Below are 25,402 nucleotides of genomic sequence, written 5' to 3'. Positions count from 1 at the left end.
GCATCGCGGGTCCGACCCCGCACCCGCATATCGGGCATATGGGGGTGCGGGGTCGGACCCGCGAGGTGCCCTACTGGTCGCCGAAAGCGCGCGGTGAAGATTGTGATCGCCTCCCCAGGGCGCGGGGTAGACCGTGTCCGTCCCGGGTCGCGCGGGGGTCATCTGACTCGCGGCGCGGGACGGGCACGGTTCCCTCTACCCGGAGGTCGTGATGAACTTCGTCGGGTCCGCGACCGGTGACTCGACGACGAGGTCCTTGTACTCGTCCTCGATGCCCTTGTTGTGGATCTGGATCGCGAGCGGCGCCTCGCGGCCGGCGGGTTCCTTCTTGTCCTCGAACTTCAGGACCTCCTGCGCCTTGCACCGGGCCGCGCCGTCGGGCAGCGGACAGCACGCCATGCGCGCGATTCCGGTGTCACCGTTGGCGAGGATCTCGCACTGCGCCCACTTCTTGACGTCCCAGCTCGGGTGCGGGTACTTCGTGAACAGCTTGCCGCCGCCGTTGTTGTGGCCCGGCCGGTAGTCCCACGCGCCGCCGTTGGGCGGCTGGAACTGGATCGCGCCGAGCCCGTTCAACGGCGGTGTCGCGATCTTGCCCCAGATCAGCACGGTCGGCTTGTGGTCGCCGGAGACTTGGCGCAGCTTGAAGATCCAGCGGAAACTCTTGTACTGCTGCTTGTTGTAGTAGATCCAGCCGCGCGAGGCGGTCTTCTGGCTGTGGATCGCGCCGTTCTTCACGACGAACGCGTCCTTCGCGTGGGCGGTCCACCCGTCGAGCGTCCTGCCGTCGAAAATGGGCACCAGCACGGGATCCGCGGCCTGTGCCGGCGTCACTCCCACGACGAGCGCCGGCACGAAGGCAGCGGCTATCCACAATGGACGACGAAACATCTGTTACCGTCCTCGGCTCCGAGGTTCTCGGCAGCGACGGTGCGACCCACCGTAGAACCGGGTCATCGGAGCAGTCAACGGAAACGCGTGTTTCTGAAAACGGACATCCCTCAGCGCGACATCCCTCAGCGCGACATCACCGCCCGCCAGAGCAGCCTGGCCAGTTCCGGGTGGCAGATGTCGTTGTGGGCGCCCGCGATCCCGTCGATGCGGCGGATCACCGAGGTGCAGTCGACGTTGTGCACCTGCCCCCTGGTCAGCTCGCCGGGAGATCCGATCTTGTGCCCGTGGACGTAGGTGCCCTGCACGCCGTGCGAGCCGATGCCGCCGTACTTGGGGTACTCGTCCAGGTCGACCTGGCGGCCTGACCGCGCGGCCAGCGGGTAGAAGCGGCCGATCGCGTGGTCGTTCGACGAGGTGGTGACGATGATCGGGCCCGGCACCCGGCCGAGCACGCCGCGGAAGTAGCCGGAGCCGGGTTCGCCGGGCAGCCGTTCCGCGAACGACCACAGCGACATCGCGCCCTGCACCAGGGTGAGCGTCGCGGCCGGCACCACGTTCGCCATCGCGGTCGCGGTGATGCAGCCGAAGCTGTGGCCCATCAGGTGGATGCGGGCGTTCGGCGCGGCCTGGGCGACCTCACGGGCGATGCGCGCGGCACCGCTCTCACCGAACACCCTGGCGCGCCGCTTCATCTTCCAGAACGTCAGAACCCGCAACGGCGACAGGATCCCGCCCAGCGCCGGGTCCTCGAGGCACGCCCGGTAGAGCTGCTCCGCGTCGAACACCATCCCGTCGTCGCCCGGCAGGTCCGGCACCGAGCTCTCCAGGTAGTCGTAGGCCTGCTTGACCGCGGCCGACATCCGGCACGGATGTTCGCGCGCGGCCTGGACGATCGTGCGCACCGCGGCGGTGCGACCGGCGCCGCCACCGAGTCGCTCGGCCTGAGCCTTGATGAACTCGTCGGACCGGACGTCCTCGTCGCCCCACGCCTTCGACGGCCAGTGCAGGCCGACGAGCAACGACTTGAAGCCGCCGGGAAGCCGGTGCGCCGCTTCACGTTCGGCCCGGCAGCCGGCCATCGTCGCGACCCACTGCCCGTACTGCTGCCGGGCGGCGGGCACATCGCCGTTCCACCCGTGGATGAAGAAGAACACATCGGTGACGCCACCGCGGGCGTCGTACACGACGTCCGCGCTTTCGCGCCCCCGCTCGTTACCTGTCTCGTCGAAGCAGACGAGGTGATAGCTGATGTCGTGGCCTGGCACGGATTCTCGGGACATCGCGGATCACCACCACACAAAAAGCGCGCCCTACTGTTCTCCGGTTATCGGAACCCAGGCGGCTCGGGGTTAGCCCTGGCGATCAGGAAAACCCGTTCGGACCAGGGGATTCACCCCGATTGCGCCGGTAGTGGCGGGCCGCGCGGACCCTGTTGCCGCACGACGGCGAACACCATTCGCGGCGCGGATGGTCCTTCACGAAGTACAGCACGCAGCCCGGCGCATAACAGGCGCGCAACAGAACGCGGTTCTCGCCGGTGAACAGCTCCACGGCCTCCGCCGCGATCGAGGCACGTTCCCGATCGGCGAGCGATCCCTCGCTTTCGTTGTGCCGCAACAGTTCCCCGTCGCGCACGGTCAGCTGCGGCCACTGCCGCGCACTCCTCGCCGCACGGTTGACCTCAGCCACCGCGCGCTCCAGGTCACGGTCTTGCGCGACCGCACGCGTGTCTTCGGTGAGCACGCCGGCGAGATCCCGAAGTGCCTGCCGCAGCGCGCGAAACGCCCCGAGGTCGTCCTGATCGGCCGGTACGCCCAGGAACTCGCGGAGGCCACCAACAGTGGTCAGGTCGTCGTGCACCTGTGACCGATTGGCCCAGATGGTGTTCATCAGCAGGACCGGACGGGGCTCGTCGGGCGTCAGCACGACTAACGGTAACACGGGCTTGCATCCGTTAGGCACTCGTTCTAACGTTTACATCGTCGCCCAACCGTTGGAAGGACCCTGCTGTGAAACTCGTCCCCCCGTTCGACGCCGAGACCGCCCGGCTCAAGGTGCAGGCTGCCCAGGACGCCTGGAACACCCGCGACCCGCAGCGCGTGGCGGGCGCCTACACGCCGGACTCGGTCTGGCGCAACAGGTCCGAGTTTGTCCGCGGCACCGACGAGATCGTCGCGTTCCTGACGAAGAAGTGGGAGCGCGAGCACGAGTACGTGCTCCGCAAGTCGCTCTGGGCGTTCGGCGACAGCCGCATCGCCGTGCGCTTCCAGTACGAGTGGCACGACGACGAGGGCCAGTGGTGGCGCAGCTACGGCAACGAGAACTGGGAGTTCGCCGAGTCCGGCCTGATGTCGCGGCGTGAGGCGAGCATCAACGACGTGCGGATCCTGGAGTCCGAGCGCCGCATCGACCCCTCGTCGACCTACGAGATCCCGACGGAGTGACCGCGATGCACGTCGAGGCGTTGTGGCGCTACCCGGTGAAGTCGCTGGGCGGCGAACCGTTGCGGGAAGCGGAGTTCACCTCCGACGGTGTGGCGGGCGACCGGCTCGTGCACGTCCAGGGCCCGCGCGGCGTGCTCACCGGGCGCACCCGGTACGGCCTGCTCACCATCCCCGCGTCCACAGGTCCCGACGGACCCCTCGTGGACGGACATCCGTGGGACAGCTGGGAAGCCCACGCACTGGTGCTCCCGCACGGCGGCCGGCTGACCCGGTACACCGGCCCGGAGCGGTTCGACGTGCTCAACGTCCTCGTGGCCACGGACGGTCAGGTCGAGGCGGCCGGCGTGGACGTGCGGCGGTTGCGGCCCAACATCCTCATCGGCGGCGTCGAACCCGGCGAGGAGGAGGGCTGGCCAGGACACGCGCTCGTGGTCGGCGACGTGGTGATCGGGATGTTCCAGCAGCGGGGCCGGTGCGTGGTCACGACGATCGATCCCGACACCGGGGCGCAGGACCTGGACGTGCACCGGCGGATCCGGCACGAGTTCGGCGGCGTGCTGTGCCTGGACAGCTGGGTGATCCAGCCGGGCGTGGTGCGCATCGGTGACGCGGTCGAGGTGGTGCCGACCGACGAGCTCCCCCACCACATCGGCGGGTGGATCGTCGGCCGGCCCTACGCCGTCTGAGGCTCGGATCAGCCGAGGTCCACCCAGCCGCTCCAGCCGCCTCCGGACGTCCAGTACTTCTGGTAGAGGCGTCCGTCGTTCGCCCCGGTCACGAAAACGTCGATCCGCCCGCCACCGGTCGTCCAGGTGATGCTGGGCGCACTACCGATACCCGCGGCGGGTGCGGCAAAGCCGAACCAGCCCTGCCAACCGGAACCACTCGTCCAGTACTTCTGATAAAGCCGGCCATCAGTACCGATGCCGAACACATCGATACGCCCGCCATTGTTCGTCCACGACGCCGACGGCGCGGAAATCAGGACCCCACCGAGGTCCACCCAGCCACTCCAGCCAGCACTGGCGGTCCAATATTTCTGGTACAGATGACCGTCGCTCGACCCGCGCACGAAAACGTCGATCCGCCCGCCGCCAGTCGTCCAGGTGATGCTCGGCGCACTACCGATACCCGCGGGAGGTGCGGCAAACCCGAACCAGCCCTGCCAACCAGAACCACTCGTCCAGTACTTCTGATAAAGCCGACCGTCAGTACCGATGCCGAACACATCGATACGTCCACCGTTGCTGGTCCACGACGCCGACGGCGCCGAGATGAGGGTGCCGCCGAGGTCCACCCAGCCGCTCCACCCGGACCCGGCGGTCCAGTACTTCTGGTACAGGTGACCATCGCTCGACCCGGTCACGAAGACGTCGATGCGCCCGCCACCGCTGGTCCAGGTGGCACTGGGGGCGCTACCGATCCCCGCGGCGGGCGGGGCGAAGGCGAACCGGCCCTGCCAACCGGACCCGCTCGTCCAGTACCGCTGGTAGAGCCAGCCATCGGAACCGACCTCGAAAACGTCGATGCGCCCGCCGTTGCTGGTCCACGACGCCGACGGCGCCGTGACCCCGGCCAGCGGGGCGTTCGACAGCAACTGCCCGCTTCGTTGCCCTTCTGCCGCCGAGGCCGGTTGGGCGACCAGGACACCAGATAGGAGCAACAACGCCACAAGAAGACGAACCGGAATACGACCTGTTTGTCTCAGCCTGTTCTTCGCAGTCATTTGCGCCTTTTCCACAGGAAATGGACAGGGATGCACATTTCCGGTCGCGGGCGCGCTCAGTTCACCGGTATACCTCCCGCGCCGGCAGCACGGTAAGAATATCGCTCAAAACCGGCGGCCGAAAACGACCGTATGGCCCCATTCGACTGCGCTTACCGCTAGATGTTCCTGCGGTACTGGCCGCCCACCTCGAAGAACGCCTCGGTGATCTGGCCCAGCGTGCACACGCGCGCGGCGTCCATCAGCACGGCGAAGACGTTCTCGTTCGTCTGCGCGACCTCACGCAGCCGGGCGAGCGCCTTCTGGGCCTCGTCGCGGTGCGCCGCCTGGTACGCCCGCGTGCGGTCGACCTGCGACTGCTTCTCCTCCTCGGTGGCGCGCGCGAGCTCGATCTTCACGACCTCGCGCTCACCGCCCTCGGGCAGGAAGGTGTTGACGCCGATCAACGGCAGCGAGCCGTCGTGCTTGCGCTGTTCGTAGAGCATCGACTCGTCCTGGATGCGGCCGCGCTGGTAGCCGGTCTCCATCGCGCCGAGCACGCCGCCGCGTTCGGAGATTCGGTCGAACTCCATCAGCACGGCCTCTTCGACGAGGTCGGTCAGCTCGTCGATGACGAACGAGCCCTGCAGCGGGTTCTCGTTCGCGGACAGGCCCCACTCCTTGTTGATGATCATCTGGATGGCCATCGCACGGCGGACGGACGACTCGGTGGGAGTGGTGATCGCCTCGTCATAGGCGTTGGTGTGCAAGGAGTTGCAGTTGTCGTACAGCGCACACAACGCCTGGAGCGTGGTGCGGATGTCGTTGAAGTCCATCTCCTGCGCGTGCAGCGAACGGCCGGACGTCTGCACGTGGTACTTGAACTTCTGCGAGCGTTCCGCAGCGCCGTAGCGGTCGCGCATGGCCACGGCCCAGATCCGCCGCGCCACCCGGCCGATGACGCTGTACTCGGCGTCCATGCCGTTGGAGAAGAAGAAGCTCAGGTTCGGCGCGAAGTCGTCGATGTTCATGCCGCGCGCCAGGTACGACTCGACGTAGGTGAAGCCGTTGGCGAGCGTGAAGGCGAGCTGGCTGATGGGGTTCGCGCCGGCCTCGGCGATGTGGTAGCCGGAGATCGACACCGAGTAGAAGTTGCGCACCTGCTGCTGGATGAACCACTCCTGGATGTCCGCCATCATGCGCAACGAGAACTCCGTGGAGAAGATGCAGGTGTTCTGGCCCTGGTCCTCCTTGAGGATGTCCGCCTGCACGGTGCCGCGGACGTTGGCCAGTGCGAAGGCCTTGATCCGGGCGTGCTCCTCGGCAGTGGGCTCGCGGCCCTCCTTCTCCGTGAACACGGCGACCTGCTGGTCGATCACGGTGTTCAGGAAGTAGGCGAGGATCGTCGGCGCGGGACCGTTGATCGTCATCGACACGGACGTGGTCGGCGCGACCAGGTCGAAGCCGTCGTACAGCGCCTTCATGTCGTCGAGCGACGCGATCGAGACGCCGGAGGTGCCGATCTTGCCGTAGACGTCCGGCGGGGTGTCGGGGTCGCGGCCGTAGAGCGTCACCGAGTCGAACGCGGTCGACAGGCGGGTGGCCGGGTTGCCCTGGGACAGGTACTTGAAGCGGCGGTTGGTGCGGAACGCGTCACCCTCGCCGGCGAACATGCGCGCCGGGTCCTCGCCCTCGCGCTTGAACGGGAAGACCCCGGCCGTGTACGGGAAGAAGCCCGGCAGGTTCTCCTTGCGCAGGAACCGCAGCAGCGAGCCCTCGTCGTCGTAGCGGGGCAGGCTGACCCGGCGGACCTGGTTGCCGGACAACGTCTCCCGCGTCAGCTTGGTGTGGATCTCCTTGTCCCGCACCTTGAACACGAGCTCGTCGCCGGAGTACTGCTCGCGGACCTCCGGCCACGTCCTGAGCAGGTCCGCGGTCTCGCGGTCGACCTTGCGCCCGGCCTCGTCCACCAGCTCGGCGATGTCCGAGACGGCCTTTCCGGCTGCTTCCAACGCCTTCTGCGCACCGGTGAGCTGCGTGTGCGCGCGGACGGCTTCGACCTGCTCGTCGGTCTTGCTGTGGTAACCGCGCACGGTGTCGGCGATGTCAGACAGGTAGCGCGCGCGAGAAGCGGGCACGACCGTTGAAGCCGAAGTCGACGTCTTGCCGTTGACCGTCGCGAGAGAGCCTTCCTGCACGGCCAGACCGTGCTCGACGAGGCCGTCACGGAGGAACTGGTAGAGCGCGGTGACGCCGTCGTCGTTGAACGTCGCGGCGGACGTGCCGTAGACCGGCATGTCCTCCCACTTCACGCCGAACGCCTCGCGGTTGCGCACCATCTGACGCGCCACGTCGCGCCGTGCGTCCTCGGCACCGCGACGCTCGAACTTGTTGATGGCCACCGCGTCGGCGTAGTCGAGCATGTCGATCTTCTCCAGCTGCGACGCGGCGCCGAACTCCGGCGTCATCACGTACAGCGAGAAGTCGACGAACGGCACGATGGCCGCGTCGCCCTGACCGATACCGGGCGTCTCGACGATGACGAGATCCGCACCGGACGCCTTGCACGCCACGATGGCCTGCTCCAGGCCGTCAGGGATCTCACTGCCCGCACGGCGCGTGGCCAGCGAACGGAAGAACACGCGGTCGCCGTCGAGGCAGTTCATCCGGATCCGGTCGCCGAGCAGCGCGCCACCACCACGGCGACGCGTCGGGTCGACGGCGAGCACGGCGATGCGCAGCTTGTCCTGCTGGTCGAGCCGGAAACGGCGGACCAGTTCGTCGGTGAGCGACGACTTGCCCGAACCACCGGTGCCGGTGATGCCGAGGACCGGCACCTTGCGGGTGGTCTCCAGGGTCTGCGCGGTCCCGGCCTCGATGTGCGTGATCGCGCGCGCGAGCGCCTCGTCCGCGCCCGTCAGCAACGCGTCGTGGCTGAACGGCTCGGTGAGCGCGTGGTCGCACTCCTCGATCATCAGGTTGATCATGCGAGCCAGGCCGAGCGTCTGCCCGTCCTGCGGCGAGAAGATCCGCGCGACGCCGCGCGAGTGCAGCAGCTCGATCTCCTCGGGGACGATGACGCCGCCACCGCCGCCGTAGACGCGGATGTGCCCGGCACCGCGCTCGCCCAGCAGTTCGACCAGGTAGGAGAAGTACTCGACGTGCCCGCCCTGGTACGCGCTGATGGCGATGCCCTGCGCGTCCTCCTGGATCGCGGCGTTGACGACCTCCGCCACCGACCGGTTGTGACCGAGGTGGATGACCTCGGCACCCTGCGACTGCAGGATCCGGCGCATGATGTTGATCGCCGCGTCGTGGCCGTCGAACAGGCTGGACGCGGTCACAAAGCGCACCGGGTTCGCCGGCTTGTGCAGTGAGATCGCCATGAGAATAGTTTGACTTCCTACTATTGGACGTGCAACTGAGGGTGGCCCAGGTCTCTGTATCGAGCAGGAACGCGCCTGCCGAGATTCGGCCACCGGGGTGGAGCCGCGGTCGACCGCGACCCCAACCCCGGCTCACACCCGTCAACGCCCCTTGAGCACGCCGATCAGGCTCGTGAGGCTGTTCTGGCCGTGACCGGCCGCCTCACCCCGGCGAAAAACCTCCAGAACGGCCGCGGGCAGCGTGCCGTCCACCCCGGCCGCTTCGGTGGTGCGCAGCACGTGCTCGACGCTCGCCACACCCATGGAGATCCGATCGACGTCGCCCTCGTGGTTTCCCGCGGCGATGCGCGGCGCGTAGAACTCCAGGAAGTAGCGCAGGTCCATGGACCGCACCGCGCGCGGCAGGAAGTCCTCGGCGGAGATCCCGTTGGCCTCCGCGACCGCCTGGCCGTGCAGATAACCGGCCAGCGCCGTCCAGAACATGTCGATCCCGATCTGGTAGTACAGCGGCGCCAGCCCCTGGTCCGCACCGAGGTAGTCGATCCCGGTCAACACCTCGAGAGCGGACCGGTGCGTCTCGATCACGTGCTCGGGACCGCTGTAGTACGTCACCGCCTCCGGCGTGCCGATGCCGGGAGGCGGCACCTGGACGCCACCGGCGATCTGGACGGCCCCGCGCTCAGCCAGCCACTCCGCCTGCCGGCGGGCTCGGTCCGGCGTGTCGGAGGTGAGGTTGACCAGCACACGTCCGGCCAGCACGGCCTCCGGTACCTGGGCCAGGACGGCGTCCACCGCGTCGTAGTCGATCAAGCTGAGCACCACCAGCTCGGCGGCTGAGAGCGCCGCCTCGACCGATGCCGCCCTCCTCGCGCCCCGCGCCACCAGGTCGTCCGCCCTGGCCGCCGTGCGGTTCCACACGGTCACCTCGTAGCCCGCCGCGAGATAGGCACCGGCCATGGCCTGCCCCATCGGTCCGAGCCCGATCACGGTCACCGACTTCATCACAACCCCCTAGAACGAACGCTCTATTTAGTCGAGACGCTAGCAGTTCTAGAACGAACGCTCTACCCAGTAGGCTGATCGTCATGCGCAGCCAGCACGAGTTCGGCACGAGGGAGCGGATCGTCCGGACGACCTCACGCCTGATCCAGCGGCAGGGGTACGAGGCAACGGGCCTCAAGCAGATCTCTCAGGAGGCCGAGGCCACGCTGGGCTCGGTGTACCACTTCTTCCCCGGCGGCAAGCGGGAGCTCGCGGTCGAGGCGATCGGCCACGGGGAGCGGGAGTTCACCGAGTTCCTGCAGGCCGCGTTCGACCGGGAGGACGATCCGGCCGCGGCCATGGTGGCCTGCGCCCGCGACCTCGCCACCGGGCTGCGCGAGTCGGACTGGCTGGACGGCTGTCCCGTCACCACCGCGGCACTGGAGAGCGCGGGCCGGGTCCCCGAGATCCAGCAGGCCGCGGAGAGCGCCTACGAGAACTGGCGCGCGCTGGTCCGCGCCAAGCTCGCACGTGCGGGATTCGCCGAGGACGTGGCGCACGACCTCGCCCACAGCGTGATCAACATGCTGGAGGGCGCGGAACTGTCGGCACAGGTCTCCCAGAGCACGGCCCCGCTGGAGATCGCCGGCCGGCATCTCGCGGTGCTCGTCAACGCCTACCGCGCACGTCATCAGGTGGCAACATCTGACTCATGACTCAACGCGTCGCGGTGACCGGAGGCAGCGGCAAGCTCGGGCGAGCTGTCGTGGCCGACCTGCTGGAGCACGGCTGGGAGGTCCACACCCTCGACCAGGCCGCTCCCCCGGCGGCTCAGGGCGGCGACTTCACCCGCGTCGACCTGACCGACTACGGCCAGGTCGTGGAGGCGATCAGCGGTATCGACGACAGGTACGCCGGGCTGGACGCCGTGGTGCACCTGGCGGCGATTCCAGGTCCGGGCGTGGCACCGAACGCGCGCACGTTCCACAACAACGTGACGAGCACGTACAACGTGTTTGCCGCGGCACGGCTGGCAGGCGTGCGCAACGTCGTGTGGGCGTCCAGCGAAACGGTGCTCGGTCTGCCGTTCGACACTCCCCCGCCGTACATCCCCATCGACGAGGAGTACGCGGGGCGCCCGGAGACGTCGTACTCCCTCGGCAAACTGGTCGACGAGACGCTCGCCCAGCAGTTCTGCCGGTGGGAGCCGGAGATGAAGATCATCGGGCTGCGGTTCTCGAACGTCATGGAGCCGCACGACTACGAACGCTTCCCGTTCGACGCCGACCCTCTCTCGCGCAAGTGGAACCTCTGGTCGTACATCGACGCGCGTGACGGTGCTCAGGCCGTGCGAAAGGCTTTGGCGCACGACGCGACGGGCTTCGACGTGTTCATCATCGCCAACGCGGACACCTGCATGACGACGCCGAACGACGAGTTGGTCGCGAAGGTCTACCCCGGCGTGCCGCTCAAGCGAGAGTTTGGTCCGCACGAGACTCTGCTGTCGATTGAGAAGGCACGACGGGTGCTGGGGTTCGAGCCCGCGCACACCTGGCGGTCGTGACCTCCCTGGCGAGCCCGAACAGCTCGTCGGCCGCCCGCGCCCTCGGTTTCACCTGCCGCAGGTGGTTGAGGGCGCGGGCGAGCAGCAGTTCGGCCTGCTGCTCGCACCACTTTCGCCCGCCCGCCTGCTCGACCAGGTCGGCCAGCTCGCGGGGTTCGGCCGCCACGCCGTAGACGTCGGTGCCGGCGTCGATCGCGGCCAAGACCGGCAGGGTGCGGCGGCGGTGCGCGAGATCGTCGTAGAGCGGCCGGCCGCTGACAGTGGCGCCACCCCAGATGGCCTCCACGTCGTCCACGTGCTTGCGCGCCAGGCCGACGTCGTCGCCGAACTCCCTGAAGTGCTCGGCCTGGCTCCTGCTCGCACCGGCGGCCAGCGCTCCCAGCTCGCACGCGCACGCCGTCAGCGCGGAGTGCTTCGCCGCCGCCACGCCGAGATGTTCCGCCATGTCCACGTCGTCCCGTTCGCCCATCTCGATTTCCTGGACATAACCGTCCACAACGGACAGCAGGGCGACGTTGAGGATCATCACCTCGGGCTTGGTGAGCCGCGCGAAAGCGAGCGACAGCAGCGCGTCGGCCGCGGAGACGGCCCGGTCGTCACCGAACTCCACCCACGCGCTCGGCTGGTGGCCGCGGCTCACCGCGCGGGCCATCAGGTCCGCGTGCAGCTGTTCGTGCTGGTGAGCGAACTCCAGCGCGACGGCGACCCGGACCGCTGCGGCCGAGTCGCCGATCGTCTCGGCCGACAGCAACACCAGCGCGGCCGTGGTGAAGTCGGACTGCCCGTACTCGACCACCTCGCGGGTTTCGTCCGGGAGATCGGCCAGCGCGGCGCGCAGCAACGGCTCGACCGCGGCACGAGTTCGCTCCAGCACGTCCTGCGGCGGCGCGACCACGTCGATGCTCGTCATGCGCATTCCTCTCAAAACCTGGGAAATGACGCTAAACCCACCGTTCGGTGCGCAAACACCGTTGCCACTGACGTGTTAAAGACGGGCACGATCCGGCGAGCGGGACTACGTTGAAGTTGAACGGGTTGTCGTCACCGTCACCCGACCGAGACCGTCGTTTTTCTTGAGGGGCTTACCTTGCGCTACACCAAGCTCGCCGGCATGGACGTGTCCGAGATCTGTCTCGGCATGATGAGCTACGGAGATCCGTCGCGGGGCGGCCACCCGTGGTCGTTGCCGGAGGAGGACTCCCGGACGTTCATCAAGGCCGCGCTCGACGCCGGCATCAACTTCTTCGACACCGCCAACGTCTACTCCGCCGGTTCCTCGGAGGAGATCACCGGTGGTGCGCTGCGGGAGTTCGCCCGCCGCGACGAGATCGTGCTCGCCACCAAGGTGCACGGCCGCATGCACCAGGGCTCGAACGGCGCGGGCCTGTCCCGCAAGGCCATCTTCGCCGAGATCGACAACTCCCTGCGCCGCCTGGGCACGGACTACGTGGACCTGTACCAGATCCACCGCTTCGACCCGAACGTCCCGTTGGAGGAGACGCTCGAAGCGCTGCACGACGTGGTGAAGTCCGGCAAGGCGCGCTACATCGGCGCGTCGTCCATGTACGCGTGGCAGTTCGCCAAGGCGTTGTTCACGCAACGGCAGAACGGCTGGACGCGGTTCGTGTCCATGCAGAACCACTACAACCTCCTCTACCGCGAGGAGGAGCGCGAGATGCTGCCGCTGTGCGCGGACCAGGGCGTCGCCGTGATCCCCTGGAGCCCGCTCGCCCGCGGCCGTCTGACCCGCGACTGGGACGCCGTCACCGCCCGCACTGAGACCGACGAGTTCGGGTCCACTCTGTACACCGACTCCGACCGCGTGATCGTCGAGCAGGTCGCCGCCGTGGCTGCCGCTCGTGGCGTGTCCCGCGCCCAGGTGGCGTTGGCGTGGCTGCACCGGAACCCGGTCGTGACGGCCCCGATCGTCGGCGTGACCAAGCCCGCGCAGCTCGACGACGCGGTGGCGTCGCTGGAGGTGTCGCTCACGGACGACGAGGTGCGGCTGCTGGAGGAAGCCTATGTGCCGCACCGCATCGCGGGACATTCCTGATCAGTTGACCTCGAGGTACCCGATCCGATGACCAGCAGGAGGACAGCGACTCCGATCTTCGGTCAACACTGAAACTATCGAGTGCGCCACAACAGTGGTTGTTTTCGCCGCAGACGCGGACATAGACTGCCGTCCGTGCCGAATCTGCGGATCAGCGAGGCCGCCGCGCTGCTCGGGGTCAGTGACGACACCCTGCGCCGGTGGATAGATCAGGGACGCCTGGAGTCCGTTGTGCTCGACAACGGGCGCAAGGGGGTCAGCGGGACGGCGCTCGCCGCGTTCGCCCAGACCATGACGGACATCGCCGAGCCCGGCGTGACGGTGGCGGCGTCGGCCCGCAACCGGATGAAGGGCATCGTCACCCGTGTCGTCAAGGACGGGGTCATGGCCCAGGTCGACATGCAGGCGGGGCCGTTCCGCATCACGTCGCTGATGAGCCGCGAGTCGGCCGACGAGCTCGGCCTCGAGGTGGGCAGCGTCGCCGTCGCCTCCATCAAGTCCACCCACGTCGTCGTCGAGATCCCGGAGTCCTGATGGTGAAGCGGATCGTGGCGGTGGCGGCACTCCTGCTGGCCGGCTGCGGATCGACCACGGCAAGCCCCACGACCGGCGTGAACGGGGAGATCACGGTGTTCGCGGCCGCGTCGCTCACCGAGTCGTTCACCGAGCTGGGCAAGGAGTTCGAGGCCGCGCATCCCGGCACGAAGGTCACGTTCAACTTCGCGGGCAGCTCGGCGCTCGCACAGCAGATCAACAAGGGCGCGCCGGCCGACGTGTTCGCGTCCGCCGCGCCGGCGAACATGAAGCAGGTGACCGACACCGGGGCGATCACCGCGACGCCGGCGACGTTCGCGAAGAACACGCTGCAGATCGCGGTGCCCGAGGGCAACCCCGGCAAGGTCACCGGACTGGCGGACTTCGCCAAGGCGGACCTGAAGATCGCGTTGTGCGCGGAGCAGGTGCCGTGCGGTGCCGCGGCGAAGAAGGTGTTCGAGGCCGCCAAGATCACCGCCGCGCCGGACACGCTGGAGCAGGACGTCAAGGCCGTGCTCACCAAGGTGTCGCTGGGTGAGGTCGACGCGGCGCTCGTCTACCGCACGGACGTGAAGGCCAACGACAAGGTCGAGGGTGTGGACTTCGCGGAGGCGGACAAGGCGGTCAACGACTACCCGATCGCGCTGATCGCCAAGGCGCCCAACGCGGCTGCTGCCCAGGCTTTCGTCGACTACGTGCTGTCCGGCGAGGGCCGGAAGGTGCTGACCGAAGCCGGTTTCGCGGCGCCGTGAGGTCGAGGCTGCCGGTCGTCCTGGTCCTGCCCGCGGTCATCGGGCTGGCCTTCCTGCTCGTACCGCTGGCGGGCCTGCTCGTCGAGGCACCCTGGGCGACCCTGCCGGCTCAGCTCTTCAGCGCGGAGGTCGGGCAGGCGCTGCGGCTGTCGTTGCTCTGCGCCTCGCTCGCCACGATCGTCTGCCTCGTCCTCGGCGTACCGCTCGCGTGGTTGCTCGCGCGCAGCGACCTGCCGGGGCGGGGCCTGCTGCGCGCACTCGTCACCGTGCCACTGGTGCTGCCGCCGGTGGTGGGCGGGGTCGCGTTGCTGCTGGTGCTCGGGCGGCGCGGGTTGGTCGGCCAGTACCTCGACCAGTGGTTCGGCGTCTCGCTTCCCTTCACCACGGCGGGAGTCGTGCTGGCCGAGGCGTTCGTCGCGATGCCGTTCCTGGTCATCTCGGTCGAGGGCGCGTTCAGGGCGGCCGATCCGCGGTACGAGGAAGCCGCCGCGACGCTCGGCGCCTCGCGGTGGCTCACGTTCCGCCGGGTGACGCTGCCCAGCGTCATGCCGGGCGTCGTCGCGGGAACCGTGCTGTGCTGGGCCCGCGCGCTCGGCGAGTTCGGTGCGACGATCACGTTCGCCGGCAACTTTCCCGGCAAGACGACGACCATGCCCCTCGCCGTGTACCTGGCGCTGGAGACCGACCCGGACGCGGCGATCGTGCTCAGCATCGTGTTGTTGCTGGTGTCCGTCGCGGTGCTGGCGGGCTTGCGGGACAGGTGGATCCGCGCATGACCCTGCACGCCGAACTCCGCGTCCACCGGGCCGGCTTCGCGCTCGAACTGGACCTCGCCATCGAGCCGGGCGAGGTCGTGGCGTTGCTCGGCCCGAACGGTGCCGGCAAGACCACCGCCCTGCGCGCCCTCGCCGGACTCCTGCCAGGGAGCCACATCCGCACCGAAGAGTCCACTTGGGACAAGCTGCCCGCCGAGAAACGGCCCATCGGCGTGGTTTTCCAGGACTACCTGCTCTTCGCGACCATGAGCGCACTCGACAACGTCGCGTTCGGCCTGCGCGCCCGCGGTACGCGCAAGGCCGAGGCCAACGAGATCGCGCGGCACTGGCTAGCCCAGGTCGGGCTCGCCGAGTTCGCGAAGGCCAAACCCCGCACGCTGTCCGGCGGCCAGGCCCAGCGCGTCGCCCTCGCCCGCGCCCTGGCCACCTCACCCGAACTGTTGCTGCTCGACGAACCCCTCGCCGCCCTGGACGCCAGTACCCGCCTGCGCGTGCGCTCCGACCTCGGCCGGCACCTCCAGCACTACCCGGGCCACACGCTGCTGGTCACGCACGACCCGTTGGACGCGATGGTGCTCGCCGACCGGATCGTCATCCTCGAGGACGGCCGCGTGGTCCAGCAGGGCACGCCGCGCGAGGTCGTCCGGCAGCCGCGCACCGACTACGTCGCCCACCTCGTCGGTCTCAACTTCTACCGGGGCGTGGCGGAAGGCACCGAGGTACGGCTCGACGACGGCGGCACGCTCACCATCGCGGAACCCGCGCAAGGCCCGGTGCACGTGGTGTTCCCGCCGTCCGCGGTGAGCCTCTACCCGGACAAGCCCGCCGGTAGTCCGCGAAACACCTGGCAGGCCATCGTTTCCGGGATCGAGCAGCACGCGCACACCACCCGCGTCGATCTCGCGGGCAACCCCGCCGTGCTCGCCGACATCACCACAGCGACAGTCGCCGAGCTGCGGCTGCAGCCCGGCGACACGTTGTGGGTTTCCCTCAAAGCAACGGAGATCCACACCTACCCGAGGTAGGTCACACGAAGGCGCTCTGCCCGGTGATCGCCTTGCCGACGATCAGCGTGTTCATCTCGCGGGTGCCCTCGAAGGAGTAGATCGCCTCGGCGTCGGCGAAGAACCGGGCCACGTCGTAACCGAGCACGATGCCGTTGCCACCGAAGATCTCCCGCGCCCAGCCGACGACCTCGCGCATCCGGGACGTGACGAACGCCTTTGCCAGCGACGAGTGCTCGTCCTGGAAGATCCCCGCGTCCTGCAACTTCGCCAGCTGCACGAGCATGCCCCAGGAGGCGGTGATGTTGCCGAGCGACTTCACCAGCAGGTCCTGCACCATCTGGAACCGGGCGATGGGGCGGCCGAACTGCTTGCGCTCCTGGGCGTAGGCCAGCGCGAGCTCGTAGGCGCCGATCATCACACCGAGCGCCTGCCAGGCGACGCCGCCACGGGTCGCGCGCAGGATCTCGGCCACGTCGCGGAACGAGTTGATGCGCTGCAACCGGTTCGCCTCCGGCACGCGGACGTCGGTCAGGGTGATCTCGGCGTTCTCCACGATCCGGAACGCGATCTTGCCCTCGATCTTCTCCGCGACGAAGCCGGGCGTGCCCTTCTCGACCACGAACCCCTTGACGTGGTTGTCGTCCAGGTCGCGGGCCCACACGATCACGTAGTCGGCGAACGTGGCGTTGCCGATCCACTTCTTGGCGCCGTTGAGGATCCAGGTGTCGCCGTCGCGCTGCGCCGTGGTGCGCATGCCGCCGGCCACGTCGGAGCCGCCGAGCGGTTCGGTCATCGCGAACGCGCCGATCTTGTCCATCGCGGCCATGGCCGGCAGCCAGCGGTCGCGCTGCTCCTGGTCACCGCCCGCGTAGATCGAGTACATCGCGAGTCCGTTGTGGACGCCGAAGAACGTGGCGACGGAGGCGTCGGTACGGCTGAGCTCCATGGCCAGCATGCCGGTGAGCAGGTTGCTGACGGCTTCGGGGTGCTCGCCGTAACCCTCGTACGACAACGCGGTGAGGCCGGCGCCGCGGAACTTGCCGATCAGCGCGGGAGGGAACTCGCCACGCGCCCAGTACTCGTTGACCATCGGCTTGATCTCGGTGGTCATGAACTCGCGGGCGCTCAGCAGGATCTTGCGCTCTTCGTCGCTGAGCAGCGCCTCGTAGTTGTAGAAGTCGGCGGTCAGCTGGTCTTCAAGTCGTTCCATGATCAGTTCTCCTCCAATGCCGTCAGAACGGCGAGCTGCTTGCGGTCGCGCGCCTCGGCCAGCGCCGAGTACGTGGAGGAGCCGTAAGCGTCTTCAACTGCTTCGATGAGCTTTTCGGGGTTGTCGGACGGGGTGCCGAGGGCCAGGCCCTGCATGGACTTGCCGATGTGCTCGGCGAGGTGCCGGTAGCCGCCGGGGCCACCACCGAGGTGGGCGCCGAGGAACGGCCCGACGGTCGCCCAGCGCGGGCCGAGCGAGTTCGTCACGACCGCGTCGAGGTCCGCCGGCGTCACCACGCCCTGTTCGACGAGGTAGGCGGCTTCGCGGGACAGCGCGGCCTGCAGCCGGTTGCCGACGAAACCGGGGATCTCCTTGCGTTCGACGACCGGCGTGCGGCCGACGGAACGGTAGAACTCCACCGCGCGCTGAACGGACTCCTCCGAAGTCCGCTCACCCGGCACGACCTCGACCAGCGGGATCACGTGCGGCGGGTTGAACGGGTGCCCGATCAGGATTCGCGAGCCGTCGAGGCCCTCGGCGAACGCGCTGGACGGAATCGCGGACGACGAGCTGAGCAGCAACGCGTGCGCGGGCGCTTCCCGGACCAGTTCGGCGAACAGCGTCTTCTTGAACTCCAGGTTCTCCGGACCGTTCTCCTGCACGAAGTCCGCGTCCCGCACGGCTTCCGCGACACTCCCGGCCACCTGCACGCCTGCTGGAACGACGTCCGCGAGATCCGGACGGGGATCGGTGACCCGCACGGTCATGCCGTGCGAAGCGAACAACCGGGCCCACGACAGGCCGATGACACCTGCACCAACCACTGCGACGGTATTGAACTCTTTCTTGGGGTTCATGACGCCTCCAAGTAGTTGTGCACCGGCTTGGCGGGAGCGAGCGTCAGGTCGGTGATGATGTGACTGGCGGACACGACCTCCAGCACGGGAAGGTCGGCGAGCGGCGCGAGAACGTGCTGGAACAGCTGCAACCGCGCGGGCCCGGTGTAGGCGGCCTTGACCACCACGTCGGTGATCTCCGTGCGCACGAGTTCCTGGACTCGGAGCGTTCCGTCGTAGTCGGGGATGGTCTTCAGCATGAACGTCGGAACCGTGATCTCCGCTTCGGCCTCACGGCGGTCCAGCTCGAAGTGCTTGTACCCCATGGTCGCGGTGGCCACCCGGAGCGTGCCGTAGTCCAACGTCCCGACGAGCGCGCCGTTGTCGGCGTACAGCTTCGGCGACCCCATCACCTTCGGGTAGGCGCTGACCTCGCGGCCGGACGCGGTGGCGGCGAAGCTGTCCAGGTACATCGCGTGCAGGTACTCGCCGCGTTCGCCGTCGAAGACCACCTGGATCGCCTGGCCGGCCTCGGTGTAGGGCCCGTAGCCGGTGACGTCGTTCATCTTCATGACCTCGAACCGGACGAGCGGCTCGTCGATCTCCAACGGCGCCGGGACGACGGCCCGCAGCGCATCGGGATCCGTGCGGTACACGATGTTCAGGTACTCGCGGTCGTGGAACCGGGGCTGCACCGCCGGAAACGCGGGAGCGGTCAGGGGCGTGACTCCGAGTGCCATGTCAGCGCCCCGTCCACTGTGGAGCGCGGCGCTCGGCGAACGCGGTCATGCCCTCGCGAACGTCCGCGGACGTCATCAGCTTGGCGATCTCGGTGCGTTGCGCCGCCCAACGGTCGGACGCACGCACCACGTTCTTCACGGCGGCCAACGCCAACGGGGCGTTCAGAGCGATCTGCTCGGCCAGCTGCAACGCGACCGCGGCGGTCTCACCGGCGGGCACGACCCGGTTCGCCAGGCCCAGCGACCCGGCGCGGATGCCGTTGATCGGCTCGCCGGTCAGCAGGATCTCCATCGCAAGGTGGTGCGGGATCCGTTCCGGCAGGCGGACGACTCCCCCGCCGGCGGCGATCAGGCCGCGCTTCACCTCGGGCAGCCCGAACTTCGCGTTCTCGGCGGCGACGATCAGGTCGCAGCCCAGGGCCAGCTCGAACCCGCCGCCCATCGCGAACCCCTCGACAGCGGCGATCAGCGGTTTGGTCAGCTCGGCCTCGGTGAGCCCGCCGAACCCGCGGCCGGGGATCTCCGGCGACTCGCCCTTCAGCGCGGCCTTCAGGTCCATTCCGGCGCTGAACGTGCCACCTGCCCCGGTGAGCACGCCTGCCCACAGTTCCGGGGTGGCCTCCAACTCGTCCAGTGCGGCGGACAGCTCGGCCGCGGTGGCCGCGTCGACGGCGTTGCGGGCTTCCGGCCGGTCGATCGTGATCAGCAATGCCGAGCCGACTCGCTCGGTGCGCACAACAGTCATCTCAGACTCCGATCTCGGCGAGCACTTCAGCGGTGTCCTGGCCGGGCAGCGGGGCCAGCCGGCGGACGGTGGCGGGCGTGGCGGAGAACCTGACCGGGATGCCGATCGAGCGGACGGCGCCCTCGGTGGGGTGCTGCACGACGTCGAGCAGGTGGCCGTCGCGGACGTAGGAGTCCTCGTGCGCCTTGTCGAGCTCCAGCACCGGCCCGAACGGGATGCTGTGCTTCGCGCACACCTCGGCCCACTCCTCGGTGGTCAGCGCGGACGCGCACGCGTCGACGAGGCCCATCAGGTCGTCGCTGTCACCGGGATCGATGCGCTCACCCGTGACGCGCGGGTCGTCGACCAGGTCGGGACGCCCGGCGGCGGCGAAGAAGTCGCGGAAGTTCTGCGGGTTGTAGGGCACGACGCAGGCGAGGCCGTCCTTGGTGTGCACGGCGTGGTGGCCTTTGGCCATCGACAGGTTGAAGCCAGTCGGTCCCTCCTCCGGCACGAACGCGTGGCCCGCGAGGTGCTCGACGAGGTTGAACGCGATCATCGTGTCCGCCATCGGGATCTCGACGCGCTGACCCTCGCCGGTGGAGTTCCGGTGCACCAGCGCGGCGAGCACGCTGTACGCGATGGTCAGCGACGACACCTTGTCGCCGATGATCGTCGGCAGGTAGACGGGCCGCCCGATGGCGCGGTTGGCGATGTCGACCAGCCCGGACGCGCCCTGGATCGTCTCGTCGTAGGCGGCGATGCCCGCGCGGTCGGAGTCGCCGCGGAAGCCCTGGGCGTGGGCGTAGATCAGGCCGGGGTTGCGCTCGGCGACGTCGGCGTAGTTGAGGCCGAGCCTGCTCAGCGCGCCCGGACGCATGTTGGTGATCAGCACGTCGGCCGTGTCGATCAGCTTGAGTGCCTTCTCGCGGTCGTCCTCGTCCTTGAGGTTGAGGGCGATGCTGCGCTTGTTCCGGTTGACGTTGAGGCTCAACGGCGTCATGCCCGGCGTGGTGCGGTAGCGGCCGTTGCGGACGGTGTCCACAGGCGACTCGATCTTGATCACGTCGGCGCCGAGGTCTCCGAGGATCTGGGCCGCGTACGGGCCCATCACCACGGTCGAGAGGTCGATCACCCGGATGCCGGTCAGCGGACCGGCGGTGATGTCCGTCATCGTTCGTCCTTTCGCACCTGCTTCGTTCTTGCACAACCGAAGCTAGTGGCGAATTCAGCGAAAGGGAACGATCATGTCGCGAACAATGGTATGACCACAGCGGTCATACCATTGTTCATTTGACGATCGGCGCGGCGAAGACTTCGCGTGCGGTCCCGATGATCTCTTCGAGGTCACCGTTCTCGCCGCGGTCGCGCCGCCACAGCAGGCCGGTGTCGAGCTGCGCGCGGAAGTCCTCGAACGGCAGCACCGCCATGTTCTCCAGCTGGTAGCCGCGCATCGCGCTGTCCTCGTCGAGCATCGACACGGAGAACCCGAGGCCGCTGGACACGATCTCCGAGGTGCCCTGATAACCGGTGTTGCTGAGCTGGATGCGCTTTCTGATGCCCAGTTCGAACAACTGCCGGTCGAGCTGTTCGAAATACGCGGGCATCAATTCCTCCGGCGCCTTCGCATACGCCAGATCGGCGAGATCAGCCAGTTTGACCGATTCGCGCCCGCGGAACTGGTCGGCCGGCACGACAGCGCCGAGGCGTTCCGTCATCACGTGCAACGTCTCAAGAGAGGCCTCCTGCACGGGCAGACGCGCCAAGCTGAGCGCGAGCTTCCCGTCCTTCACCGCCGCGACGAGATCCGCGGTCGTGCCCGGCCACCGCTTGATCTCGAACCGCGCCTCGACGCGCTCGGCCAGGACGTTGACCCGCTCGCGCAGCACCGGGTGGATGCCGGCCGGCATGCCGATGAACACCGTGGCCCGCGCGGGTGCGGTGGCCTGGTCGAGCCGCCACCTGATCGACCCGACCTGCTCCAGCACGTCCCTCGCGATCGGCAGCAACGCCGTGCCCGCCGGCGTCAGCGCCACGTGGTGGGTGCTGCGGTCGAACAGTCTCCGGCCGAGCTCGTGCTCCAGGTCCTTGATCCGCTGGCTCAGCGGCGAGGCGGCCATGTGCAGTTTCCGCGCGGCCGCCGAGAAGTTGAGCTCCTCGGCGACCGCCACGAAGTACCGGAGGTGCAGCAGTTCCACGAGATCGAGATTAGCCCGTTCGGCTCATCCTCGTTTGCAGGCGACGATCGCGGCGTTCGCCCCGGCCGAGAGCAGTGGAATCGTGGCAATGTCCCGGAAACCCGCGCCGGTGAGCCACTCCCGGTACTCCGCGCCGGTCCAGTTCTGCCCGCCGGCGGTCTCCACCAGCATGTTGACGCCCATCAGGGCGGCGATCTCCGGGCCGGTCTCGTCGTCGTCCAGCACCAGCTCGCAGATGATGACCGCGCCGCCGGAAGGCAGTGCGGCGTGACACTTCTCCAGGATCAGGCGCGAGGTCTGCTCGTCCCAGTCGTGCAGGATCATGCTGAGCAGGATCACGTCGTGCCCGGCCGGCAACTCCGGATCGGCGAGGAAGTCGCCGCTGTGCAAGGAGATCCGCTCCGTGGCCTTGGCCTTCTCCACGACGTGCGGAAGGTCGTAGACGGTCGCGCGCAGGTCCGGGTAGCGCTCGCAGAGCACGGCCGGGAACGAGCCCATCCCGCCGCCGAGGTCGAGCAGGTTCCGGTGGCGACCGAAGTCGTACGCGTCGGCGAGCGCCATCGCGGTGAACGACGAGATCGCGAACAGCGCGTCCCAGAAGTTGTCCAGCACCACCGGGTCGGAGGTCATGAACGAGGCGTGCGAGGTCGTGGGAGCGTTGGTGCGCAACGCCTCCTGCAGCTTGCCCCAGGCCGGATAGCCGACCATGTCGTTGTACCGCACGAACCCGCCGAAGTACTGTCCCTTGCCGGGCACCAGATACTCCGCCGCGACCGGGCTGTTCCGGTAGCGGTCACCTTCCTTGGTGAGGAACCCGAGCGCGGTGCAGCTGCTCAGCAGCAGCCGCAACGGACGTGGTTGCAGGCCGAGATCCGCGGCCAGCTCGGCGGAAGTGGCTTCGTCATGGCGATCGACGGCGGCGAACAGTCCTATGTCGACGGCCGCGGCCATCACCTTGAACCGCCAGTAGCCGGTCGTCAGTTCGATCACCAGGCCCGGATTCATCCGTCCAACCCCGCCAATCTGCGTGCGGCCTCCGACTCGCCCCAGCGGAACCCGATCCGGCGCGACAACTCGACGGCCTCTCCGTAGGACTCCCTCGCCCGCTCCGCCCGGCCCGCCAGCTCGTGCACGATGCCGCGGTCGAGCAGCACACCCGCCTCGATCTGCCGGTCTCCCACCGACCGCGCCAGCCGCAGCGCTTCCTCGGCCAGTTCCAGCGCCTGGTCCAGCGACCCGAGCTGGCGGTGCGCGTCGGCCATGTTCGCCAACGCGTGCAGCTCGCCGGAACGGTCACCGCACGCGCGGAACGTCGTCAGGGTGTCCTCGTAGCAGACCAGCGCGGCCGGCAGATCGCCGAGCGCCGCGTGCACAAGACCCAGGTTCGTGCGCACGTAAGCCGCGCCCTGCGAGTCGTCCAGCTCCTCGCGCAACGTCAGCGACGCCTCCAGCGAGGTCACCGCCGCGGGCAGATCGCGGCGGCGCCAGTGCACGATGCCGAGGTTGTTGAGCGTCACGGCTTCGAGCCGGCGGTCGTGCAGCTCACGGGCCAGACCGAGCGCGGCCGTCCAGTGCTGCTGGGCCTCGGCGAACTTGAACCCGCGCTCGCAGGCGGCACCGAGTTCCTTCAACGCCAGCGCTTCCGCGCGGACGTCACCCAGCGAGCGAGCGGCCTCCAGGGCCAGCGTGTTCAGGGCGGCCCAGTCCGCCACCTCCGAACGGCGGCGGAAGTACCAGGACAGACCGGCGGCGAACGCGACCGTGTCAGCCGGCGAGGCCTGCTGTGCGGCGGCGATCAGGTTGTCGCGCTCCTCGGCGAGCCACAGATCGGTCGGGTTGTCCGCCAGGGCTTCCAGGTAGTGCTTGTGCAGGCGTTCCAGTGCCAGCGACCGTTCCTCGGACGACTCGGTGCCGCGGCAGCGTTCCCGCGCGAACAGCCGCAGCAGGTCGTGCAGGGCGAAGCGGCCGGGCACCGGTTCCTCGACGAGGTGCACGTCGGCCAGTTCGGCGAGCAGCTCGTCGACGTCCGGCACGTCGGTCAGCGCCCGTGCCGCCGCGACCGCGAAGTCCGGCCCGTCCAGCAGCCCGAGCAGCCGGAACACCCTTGCCACGGCGGGAGAACCCAGCTCGGCGTAGCTGACCTCGAAGGCCGACCGGACCGCGACGTCACCGAGCCTCAGTTCGTCGAGCCGCCGTGTCTCGTCCGCCAGCCGCGCTGCCAGCAGCGGCGCGGTCCACTGTGGACGGGCGGCGAGCCGCGCGCCCGCGATCCTCAGCGCGAGAGGCAGTCCACCGCACCAGCGCACGAGTTCGGCGCCGTCGTCGACCTTCCCGGCGACGGCTTCCAGCAGCTGGAAGGCGTCCTCCAGTGGCAGAGCGCCGAGCTTGACGTACGAGGCGCCGTCCAGCGAGGTGAGCGGACGACGTGACGTGATCAGCACGGCCGAGCCCGGCCCGGTCGGCAGCAGACGTCTGACCTGAGCCGCGGTGGCAACGTTGTCCAGCACCACGAGCAGCCTGCGCGAGGCCGTGAGCGACCGGTAGCGCAGGGCTTCCTCGTCCCCCGGCCGTTCGCCGAGCGCCCGCAGGAACTGGCTGAGGATCCGGTCCGACGCGCCGTCGGACAGGTCGGCGTAGAGCTGGCCGTCCGGGAAGCTCGCCGCGATCTCGTGCGCCGCCCGGACCGCGAGCGCGGACTTGCCGATGCCCGCCTGCCCGGTGATCACGCACACCGCGACCCGGTCCTGGCGGCGGGTCCGCGCCTTGATCAGGTTCAGCTCGCGGCCGCGTCCGGCGAAGGTGACCACGTCCGGCGGCAGCTGACGGATCGCCGACGCGCCAACGGGTTTCGCCCGCAGGATCTCCGCCTGCAGTCGGCGCAGCGACTCCCCCGGCTCGACGCCGAGCTCGTCCTGAAGCACCCGGCGGCACTCCTGATAGGCCGCCAGCGCCTCGGCCGGCCGCCCCGCGCGGTGCAGTGCGACCATCTGCTGCTCGCGCAGGCGTTCGTTCAACGGGTGCTCGCGCACCCACTCGTTGAGGTCCGCGACGATCTCGACGTGCCGCCCGAGGTCCAGCTCGGCCTCGGCGCACTCGACCCGTGCGACCAGCCGCAGCTCCTCGACCTGGGCGATGACCCCGCGCAGGAGCCCGGACGCGGCGAGGTCGGCCAGCGCGGGCCCGCGCCACAACGCGAGCGCCTCCCGGTAGCGCTGCGGCGTGCGTTCCCTGCGGGCGACGTCGAGCAGCTCGGTGAACCGGGTGAGATCCAGCTCGGCCGGATCGATCGACATCAGGTAGCCGGGCGGGCGCGACAGCAGCCGCGATCCGACGATCTTGCGCAGCTGGTAGACGTAGACCTGCAGGTTCTTGAGCGCCGTCTTGGGCGGGGCGTCGTCCCAGAGCACGCTGATCAGCCGGTCGACCGACAACACCCGCCCCGGCTGTGCGAGCAGCAGCGCGAGCACCGCCCGTTGCTTGGGCGGCCCAAGGCTCAGGCGCACGCCGTCATCGGCGTAACACTCCACCGGCCCGAGCACCCGGAACTCCACAACTCCTGATCGTAACTACCGGACGCATACCGAACACATGCCAAGCG

24 protein-coding genes are annotated in these 25,402 nt (G+C 68.7%); 9 read left to right on the top strand and 15 right to left on the bottom strand.

Annotation, left to right across the window (positions count from 1 at the left end; all coding sequences use genetic code 11):
• Positions 1 to 195: 195 nt before the first annotated feature.
• The 3 genes from G7043_RS13145 to G7043_RS13135 all read right to left on the bottom strand — a co-directional run bounded on the left by G7043_RS13145 (position 196) and on the right by G7043_RS13135 (position 2,784).
• Positions 196 to 891, bottom strand: a complete 696-nt coding sequence (locus G7043_RS13145) for a family 16 glycoside hydrolase (protein WP_166045896.1) — start codon at positions 889 to 891, stop codon at positions 196 to 198.
• 125 nt (positions 892 to 1,016) lie between these two features.
• A complete protein-coding gene (locus tag G7043_RS13140) occupies positions 1,017 to 2,174 on the bottom strand; it encodes a hypothetical protein (RefSeq protein ID WP_166045895.1) in 1,158 nt (385 codons plus the stop codon).
• 82 nt (positions 2,175 to 2,256) lie between these two features.
• Positions 2,257 to 2,784 carry a CGNR zinc finger domain-containing protein gene (locus G7043_RS13135; protein ID WP_166046348.1) on the bottom strand — a complete coding sequence of 176 codons (528 nt, stop codon included), beginning with the start codon at positions 2,782 to 2,784 and terminating at the stop codon, positions 2,257 to 2,259.
• A 119-nt stretch (positions 2,785 to 2,903) separates the two neighbouring features.
• On the opposite strand from G7043_RS13135, the gene G7043_RS13130 reads away from it, so the two are divergent.
• Positions 2,904 to 3,338 carry a nuclear transport factor 2 family protein gene (locus G7043_RS13130; protein ID WP_166045893.1) on the top strand — a complete coding sequence of 145 codons (435 nt, stop codon included), beginning with the start codon at positions 2,904 to 2,906 and terminating at the stop codon, positions 3,336 to 3,338.
• A 5-nt stretch (positions 3,339 to 3,343) separates the two neighbouring features.
• On the top strand, positions 3,344 to 4,024 hold the full coding sequence (locus G7043_RS13125; RefSeq protein WP_166046347.1) for an MOSC domain-containing protein: 681 nt from the start codon (positions 3,344 to 3,346) through the stop codon (positions 4,022 to 4,024).
• 8 nt (positions 4,025 to 4,032) lie between these two features.
• On the opposite strand, the gene G7043_RS13120 is transcribed toward G7043_RS13125, so the two are convergent.
• The 3 genes from G7043_RS13120 to G7043_RS13110 form a co-directional block, all read right to left on the bottom strand.
• Positions 4,033 to 5,064, bottom strand: coding sequence for a hypothetical protein (locus G7043_RS13120; protein ID WP_207311124.1), 1,032 nt, complete (start codon positions 5,062 to 5,064; stop codon positions 4,033 to 4,035).
• A 158-nt stretch (positions 5,065 to 5,222) separates the two neighbouring features.
• Positions 5,223 to 8,429 (bottom strand): fused isobutyryl-CoA mutase/GTPase IcmF, encoded by a 3,207-nt coding sequence (gene icmF / locus G7043_RS13115; protein ID WP_166045891.1) that lies wholly within the window; start codon positions 8,427 to 8,429, stop codon positions 5,223 to 5,225.
• 141 nt (positions 8,430 to 8,570) lie between these two features.
• Complete coding sequence (locus G7043_RS13110) at positions 8,571 to 9,431, bottom strand: NAD(P)-dependent oxidoreductase (protein ID WP_166045889.1); 861 nt, start codon at positions 9,429 to 9,431, stop codon at positions 8,571 to 8,573.
• A gap of 83 nt (positions 9,432 to 9,514) precedes the next feature.
• Here G7043_RS13110 and G7043_RS13105 point away from each other — a divergent pair, with 83 nt between their 5' ends.
• Together G7043_RS13105 and G7043_RS13100 are read left to right on the top strand one after the other, a co-directional pair.
• Entirely contained in the window at positions 9,515 to 10,126 is a 612-nt protein-coding gene (locus G7043_RS13105) for a TetR/AcrR family transcriptional regulator (protein ID WP_166045888.1), read from the top strand.
• On the top strand, positions 10,123 to 10,974 hold the full coding sequence (locus G7043_RS13100; protein WP_166045887.1) for an NAD-dependent epimerase/dehydratase family protein: 852 nt from the start codon (positions 10,123 to 10,125) through the stop codon (positions 10,972 to 10,974). The genes G7043_RS13105 and G7043_RS13100 overlap by 4 nt, the downstream gene beginning before the upstream one ends.
• On the opposite strand, the gene G7043_RS13095 is transcribed toward G7043_RS13100, so the two are convergent.
• Positions 10,880 to 11,884: a polyprenyl synthetase family protein gene (locus G7043_RS13095; protein WP_166045886.1), complete on the bottom strand. Its 1,005-nt coding sequence runs from the start codon at positions 11,882 to 11,884 to the stop codon at positions 10,880 to 10,882. The genes G7043_RS13100 and G7043_RS13095 overlap by 95 nt on opposite strands.
• Before the next feature lie 177 nt (positions 11,885 to 12,061).
• Here G7043_RS13095 and G7043_RS13090 point away from each other — a divergent pair, with 177 nt between their 5' ends.
• The 5 genes from G7043_RS13090 to G7043_RS13070 all read left to right on the top strand — a co-directional run bounded on the left by G7043_RS13090 (position 12,062) and on the right by G7043_RS13070 (position 16,114).
• Positions 12,062 to 13,027, top strand: coding sequence for an aldo/keto reductase (locus G7043_RS13090; protein WP_166045885.1), 966 nt, complete (start codon positions 12,062 to 12,064; stop codon positions 13,025 to 13,027).
• A 135-nt stretch (positions 13,028 to 13,162) separates the two neighbouring features.
• A complete protein-coding gene (locus G7043_RS13085) occupies positions 13,163 to 13,561 on the top strand; it encodes a TOBE domain-containing protein (RefSeq protein WP_166045884.1) in 399 nt (132 codons plus the stop codon).
• Complete coding sequence (modA, locus tag G7043_RS13080) at positions 13,561 to 14,313, top strand: molybdate ABC transporter substrate-binding protein (protein WP_166045883.1); 753 nt, start codon at positions 13,561 to 13,563, stop codon at positions 14,311 to 14,313. The genes G7043_RS13085 and modA overlap by 1 nt, the downstream gene beginning before the upstream one ends.
• Entirely contained in the window at positions 14,310 to 15,089 is a 780-nt protein-coding gene (modB, locus tag G7043_RS13075; protein ID WP_166045882.1) for a molybdate ABC transporter permease subunit, read from the top strand. Before modA ends, modB begins: the two co-directional genes overlap by 4 nt.
• Positions 15,086 to 16,114 (top strand): ABC transporter ATP-binding protein, encoded by a 1,029-nt coding sequence (locus G7043_RS13070; protein ID WP_166045881.1) that lies wholly within the window; start codon positions 15,086 to 15,088, stop codon positions 16,112 to 16,114. Before modB ends, G7043_RS13070 begins: the two co-directional genes overlap by 4 nt.
• Position 16,115: 1 nt before the next feature.
• Here the strand turns inward: G7043_RS13070 and G7043_RS13065 are convergent, their stop codons facing one another.
• From G7043_RS13065 to G7043_RS13030, 8 genes are all read right to left on the bottom strand, one after another.
• Positions 16,116 to 17,306, bottom strand: a complete 1,191-nt coding sequence (locus G7043_RS13065) for an acyl-CoA dehydrogenase family protein (protein WP_166045880.1) — start codon at positions 17,304 to 17,306, stop codon at positions 16,116 to 16,118.
• A gap of 2 nt (positions 17,307 to 17,308) precedes the next feature.
• Positions 17,309 to 18,163 (bottom strand): 3-hydroxyacyl-CoA dehydrogenase NAD-binding domain-containing protein, encoded by an 855-nt coding sequence (locus G7043_RS13060; RefSeq protein ID WP_166045879.1) that lies wholly within the window; start codon positions 18,161 to 18,163, stop codon positions 17,309 to 17,311.
• On the bottom strand, positions 18,160 to 18,882 hold the full coding sequence (locus tag G7043_RS13055) for an acetoacetate decarboxylase (RefSeq protein ID WP_166045878.1): 723 nt from the start codon (positions 18,880 to 18,882) through the stop codon (positions 18,160 to 18,162). The genes G7043_RS13060 and G7043_RS13055 overlap by 4 nt, the downstream gene beginning before the upstream one ends.
• Before the next feature lies 1 nt (position 18,883).
• A complete protein-coding gene (locus G7043_RS13050) occupies positions 18,884 to 19,627 on the bottom strand; it encodes a crotonase/enoyl-CoA hydratase family protein (RefSeq protein WP_166045877.1) in 744 nt (247 codons plus the stop codon).
• A gap of 1 nt (position 19,628) precedes the next feature.
• Entirely contained in the window at positions 19,629 to 20,780 is a 1,152-nt protein-coding gene (locus G7043_RS13045) for a CaiB/BaiF CoA transferase family protein (protein WP_207311123.1), read from the bottom strand.
• Positions 20,781 to 20,895: 115 nt separating this feature from the next.
• The gene (locus G7043_RS13040) at positions 20,896 to 21,804 is read right to left on the bottom strand and encodes a LysR family transcriptional regulator (protein ID WP_166045876.1); all 909 of its coding nucleotides are present in this window, start codon (positions 21,802 to 21,804) and stop codon (positions 20,896 to 20,898) included.
• Positions 21,805 to 21,828: 24 nt separating this feature from the next.
• A complete protein-coding gene (locus tag G7043_RS13035; RefSeq protein WP_166045875.1) occupies positions 21,829 to 22,809 on the bottom strand; it encodes a methyltransferase in 981 nt (326 codons plus the stop codon).
• Complete coding sequence (locus G7043_RS13030) at positions 22,806 to 25,355, bottom strand: AfsR/SARP family transcriptional regulator (protein WP_166045874.1); 2,550 nt, start codon at positions 25,353 to 25,355, stop codon at positions 22,806 to 22,808. The genes G7043_RS13035 and G7043_RS13030 overlap by 4 nt, the downstream gene beginning before the upstream one ends.
• Between the last annotated feature and the right edge of the window lie 47 nt (positions 25,356 to 25,402).

The sequence above is a fragment of the Lentzea alba genome (genome assembly GCF_011067745.1).
GTDB lineage: Bacteria > Actinomycetota > Actinomycetes > Mycobacteriales > Pseudonocardiaceae > Lentzea > Lentzea alba.
The sequence above is the reverse complement of the archived record's forward strand: the minus strand, read 5'-3'. Positions and strand labels throughout refer to the sequence as shown.